At 73.1% G+C, this 5,029-nt stretch carries 4 protein-coding genes; all 4 read left to right on the top strand.

Going from position 1 to position 5,029, the window contains the following annotated elements:
- Window positions 1–811 precede the first annotated feature (811 nt).
- Complete coding sequence (locus ACY5KJ_RS13905; RefSeq protein ID WP_462203535.1) at window positions 812–1,705, top strand: adenine deaminase C-terminal domain-containing protein; 894 nt, start codon at window positions 812–814, stop codon at window positions 1,703–1,705.
- Window positions 1,706–2,093: 388 nt separating this feature from the next.
- Window positions 2,094–2,978 (top strand): FAD binding domain-containing protein, encoded by an 885-nt coding sequence (locus tag ACY5KJ_RS13900; RefSeq protein ID WP_462188511.1) that lies wholly within the window; start codon window positions 2,094–2,096, stop codon window positions 2,976–2,978.
- The gene (locus tag ACY5KJ_RS13895) at window positions 2,975–3,565 is read left to right on the top strand and encodes a (2Fe-2S)-binding protein (RefSeq protein ID WP_462188509.1); all 591 of its coding nucleotides are present in this window, start codon (window positions 2,975–2,977) and stop codon (window positions 3,563–3,565) included. Before ACY5KJ_RS13900 ends, ACY5KJ_RS13895 begins: the two co-directional genes overlap by 4 nt.
- The coding region (gene pucD / locus ACY5KJ_RS13890) for a xanthine dehydrogenase subunit D (RefSeq protein ID WP_462203534.1) at window positions 3,562–5,029 on the top strand (1,468 nt) is incomplete at its 3' end. The genes ACY5KJ_RS13895 and pucD, both read left to right, overlap by 4 nt.

The following is a 5,029-nucleotide window of genomic DNA, read 5'->3' as shown; positions in this document are numbered from 1 at the left end:
TCTGCCACGCCCCACCGATCGGCGACCCCGGCCCGCACGGCGGCGTCGAACACGACCTCCTCCACCACCGCTCCCGCGGCCGACCCGCGTGATCCGGCGGCGGCTACTGGTCCGACCGGGCAGGTACCCGTGGTCGGCGCGGACCTGCTGCGTCCGTCCGAGGCACAGCTCGCTCGACTGCGTCGGGTGGCCGCGGGTGAGGAGGAGGCCGACCTCGTCGTACGCGGTGGGCTTGTCGTCGCCGTCCACAGCGGTGCCGTGGCCGCGCGGGACATCCTGATCGTGGGGTGCTACATTGCCGCAGTCACGAAGCCGGGAACGTTGGCGGGTCGGCGCTCGCTCGACGCCGCCGGCAGATTCGTCCTGCCGGCCTATGTCGACGCCGGCCTGCGCGTCGAGGAGACGCTGCTCACTCCGGGAGAACTGGCTCGCCTGATCGTCCCGCGGGGAACCGCCACCCTGGTGACCGACCCGGCCGTCCTGGTCGCGCTGGGCGGTCTGCGCGGTGTGGATCTGGTGACGGGATCCTCGACCCCGTTGCGGGTGCTGGTCCGAGCGGGGCAGGTTCCCGGGACCGGGACGCCCGCCGCCCCGGTCGTCGAGGTGCCTCCGATACCGCCCGCCTCCGCGCTGACCGCGCTGTCCTCAGGTAGGGGCGGCGCCCGTCAAGTCGTCCGCCACGGAGGCCGGCGGTCTGCTGCGGGCGGCCGACAGCGGGGCCGAGCCGGTCCGGGGCAGGGCCAGATCGGTCGCGGAGCTCGCCACGATCGGGCATCTCGATCACGACGTGCGACTTGCGGTCGGTCGGGGGATGGGCCAGATCGACGCCATCCGGCGGTTCTCCCTGCTCCCCGCCCGCAGGCACGATCTGGAACCCACCCTGGGGTCGATCGCGCCCACCCGCTTCGCCGATCTCCAGGTCGTCTCCTCCCTGGCCGGAACCGCGCCGCCCGACGTGGTGGTGGCGGGTGGCCGGATCGCCGCGGAATGCGGCCGACCCCTGTTCGACAACCTCGACATCTCGCCCGCCTGGACCACCGGCCGGACACGACTCCCGGCGAACCTGCACGCCGGCTCCTTCACATCACCCGGCCTGCGACGGTCCCACCGGCAAGATGCCAGTGTGGTCGTGGTGAGCGTCGATCCCCCTCGCGACCCGGGGACGGCGCCGCCCGTCGGTGGACCAGCGCGGGCGTTGCGGATGACCGGGACGGGCCAGGTCTCCGGCCTCTCCCGCCCGCGTGGGCTCCGTACCGTGCGGGTGGAACCCACCCTGCGGGACGGCTGGGCGGTGGCCGATCCGTCCCGGGACCTTCTCAAGATCGCAATTTTCGGTCGGGACGGCTCCTCGGACGAGATCGACGTCGGGATGCTCCGCGGGTGCGGGCTGACCCGGGGCGCGCTCGCGGTCACGACGGCGGAGCCGCCGGGGCATCTGATCGTCGTCGGGGCACGGGACGACGACATGGTGACCGCCGCCCGGGCCATCGAGGGCATGGGCGGGGGCTATGTGGTGGTCGACCAGGGCTGGGTGCGGGCGGCGTGCGCGCTGCCCCTACTCGGGGTGATGAGTGACGCGCCCTGGGAGGCGGTGCTGGGAGAGCTGGCCGCGGTGGACACGGCCGCAGCCGATCTCGGCTGCCGGCTGCCGTTCCCGCTGCGCACGCTGGCCGGATGGGGCTGCGCCCTCTACACCCGGCCCTGACATGTCCACCTCAAACCTGTCGCCTCCCTCTCCGCAGTTCGTGCCAGCATCGGTAAGGTAACTCTGGGTGATGGTGGGGGTGTCGGCCTGGGTCGGTGCGGGTGGAAGCTGGCGATAACGCAGGTGAGATAGCGCAGGTGAGGTGATGAACGCCGCCGCCAAGCAAGATCAGAACTACGTCACTGAGCGTCCGTCTCGATGAACATCCACGTAACCTTCCGCCGTTATGGTCGGTTCTCATGCAGCGTTCGTCCGCCTGCCTGCCCGACCCCCGGGCCGCCGGCCGGCTTCCCGCGTCGTCCCCTCCCGTGCTTCCTTCCACTGGTCGGACCACTGGTCGGATCGGGCGGGGGAGGCCGCTGTGACGACTAGCGGTGCGACGGCCGTCATGTTCCGTCCACGCACGGTAGGGGAGGCAGTGGAGATGCTGGCCACCGCCCGTGACGCCGGCAGGGCGGTCGATCTGCTGGGCGGCGGCACCGATCTCGTCCCCGCTCTCCGGTCCGGCGAGCGTCGGCCGGGAGCGGTGGTCGCCCTGCGCCGGGTTCTGGAACTGCGGGTCCGCGGCGCCGGGGCGGATTCGCTCACCGTCGGTGCGGGCGTGACTTACACCGATCTCGCGGGCTGGTCACTGTCGCCTGGCCTCGCCCTCGCCGCCCGAGTGGTCGGTTCCGCGCAGGTCCGCAACCTCGGCACGGTCGATGGCGCGCTGGGCTCGGCACGTCCCACCGGCGACCTGCTCACCTTCCTCACCGCCGCGGACGCCGAGATCCTCGTGGCCTCGCCGCGCGGACCCGGCCGGATGACGCTGCCCGCGTTCCTCGCCGACGGGCTCGCCCCCGACGCCCTGGTCACCGCGGTAAGGCTGCCGCGGCCGGCCGGACCGCAGAGCTATCTCAAGATCGGGGGCAGGCAGGCCGCCTACCAGGCGTTGGTGTCGTGCGCCGTCCTCGTCGACCGGATGCGCCATCGACTGGCCTGCGCGATCGGGGGGGGTCGGCTGCCGATCCGGATAACCGTCGCCGAGCGGTTCGCACACGACGAGGTGGACTGGTCCGCAGGGGCTGCGTCCTCGTCGGCGGCCCGCCGGTTCGGTGAGCTGGTGAGCGAAGCGGTCTGGCGGGCCGGGCCGGAGCTCGCGGCGGGTCCGCGGGTCTCCGCCGACTACCGCCGGCATGCTGCCGGCGTGCTGGCCGCCCGGGCGTTCACCCGATGCCTGGATGCCGCGGGGGCGCCGGTGGACCCTGGAGCCGGGCAGGACGCCCGGCCATGACCGCCCGTTTCGCGGGGGAGGTCCCGGCCGGACCGCCGGCCGGGTCGTCCTGGCCGGACGACGGTGTCGTCGCGCCGTATCACCTCCATGTCGACGGCTTCCTGCACACGGTGGCCGGCGCCTGGATCGGGGACTCCCTGCTCACCGTCCTGCGGGACGTCATCGGGGTGACCTCGGTGAAGGACGCGTGCGAGCAGGGGCGCTGCGGTGCCTGCTCCGTTCTCCTGGACGGCCGGTTGGTGGCGTCCTGCACGGTGCTCGCCGCGGACGCCGACGACGCCCAGGTGATCACCGTTACCGGTCTGAGGACGGCGGGACCCGCCAGGGCCGTGCGGGCGGCGTTCCTCGAGGAGGGCGCCGTGCAGTGCGGCTTCTGCACCCCAGGGTTCGTGGTCGCGGTGACGGACCTGCTCACCCGGCGGCCGGATGCGGACGAGGAGGAGACCAGGGAATCGTTGGCCGGCAACATCTGCCGGTGCACCGGTTACGGCCGGATACTCGCTGCCATCAGAACAGTGCAGGCTGAGCGGGGCACCCTGCCTTCGGGGGATACACCTGCTCCGCCCCACCGGGGGGTGGGCCGATGAGTCCGGGGATCGGTCGTCCGGTGCGTCGTCCGGACGGGCCGGACAAGGTGACCGGTAGCTTCTCCTACGTTGGTGATCTGCGTGTTCCGGGGATGGTGCATGCCCGCACCCTGCGATCGCCCCATGCCCGGGCGCGGATCCGGCGCGTCGACGTCGACGCCGCGCGCCGGCTGCCCGGCGTCGTGGGGGTGGTGACCGCCGCCGATGTCCCCGGCACGGCCACCTACGGGCTGATCGTCGCCGACCAGCCGGTGTTCGCCGCGACCGAGGTCCGGTACGCGGGGGAACCGGTCGCCGCCGTGGCTGCGGTCGACGTCCGGACCGCGCGCCGGGCGCTCGCCGCGATCGAGGTGGACTACGAGCCGCTGGCACCTTCGACCGACCCCGACCGGGTATGGCAGCCGGATGCCGAGCCGCTGCATCCGGCGGGCAACCTGTACCGCGAGATCGAGCTGCGCCACGGCGATCCCGACGCGCTCGGCCCGGTGGTGGTCGAGGACCACTACCTCGTCGGGATGCAGGACCAGGCGTTTCTCGCTCCCGAGGCGGCCCTGGCGATGCCGGCCGCCGATGGTGGAGTGGACATGCGGGTGGCGACCCAGTGGCTGCATTCGGACCGGGAGCAGATCGCGGCCTGCCTCGGTCTCCCGGAGGAGCTCGTCCGGCTCGCCCTGGCCGGTGTGGGGGGTGCCTTCGGCGGCCGGGAGGACGTCACCCTTCAGATCCACGGCGCCCTGCTCGCCCGGGCTACGGGGCTTCCGGTGCGGATCGCCTACGACCGGGTCGAGTCCTTCCTGGGCCATCCGCACCGGCATCCGGCCCGGATGTGGTTCCAGCACAGCGCCACCGCCGACGGGAACCTGGTCAGCGTGCGGGCGCGGCTGGTGCTGGACGGCGGTGCCTACGCGTCGTCCTCGCCGGCGGCGCTGGCGAACGCGGTCACCCATGCCGCGGGTCCGTACCGGGTCCCGAACGCCCACCTGCACGGAGTCGTCGTGCGGACCAACAACCCCCCGTGCGGCGCCATGCGGGGGTTCGGGGTGCCGCAGGTGACCATCGGTCACGAGGCCCAGATGGATCGGCTGGCCGACGCCCTCGGCATGGATCCGGTGGGCCTGCGCGTCCGCAATGCCGTCCGACCGGGGGATGTGCTGCCCACCGGTCAGGTGATGGGCGCACCGCTGCCGGCGCGGGAGGTCATCGAGGCGGTGGCCTCGCGTCCGCTTCCGCCGGCGATGCCGGCGAATGTCGCGGTGACCGCGTTGCCCGGCGGCCGACCGGCCGCGGCCGAACCGGGCCGGGTCCGTCGGGGGGTCGGCTACGCCCTGGCCTACAAGAACCTGCTCTTCTCGGAGGGCATGGACGACTCCTCCGTCGCCCGTGCCCGCCTGGAGTTGGCTGAGGACGGAACGGTGCGGGCCCGGCTGCACAGCGCGTGTGCCGAGGTGGGCCAGGGGTTCGTGG

This window comes from Frankia sp. CcWB3 (assembly GCF_977927595.1).
Note: the sequence above shows the minus strand (reverse complement) of the source record. Positions and strands in the feature narration are given on the sequence as shown.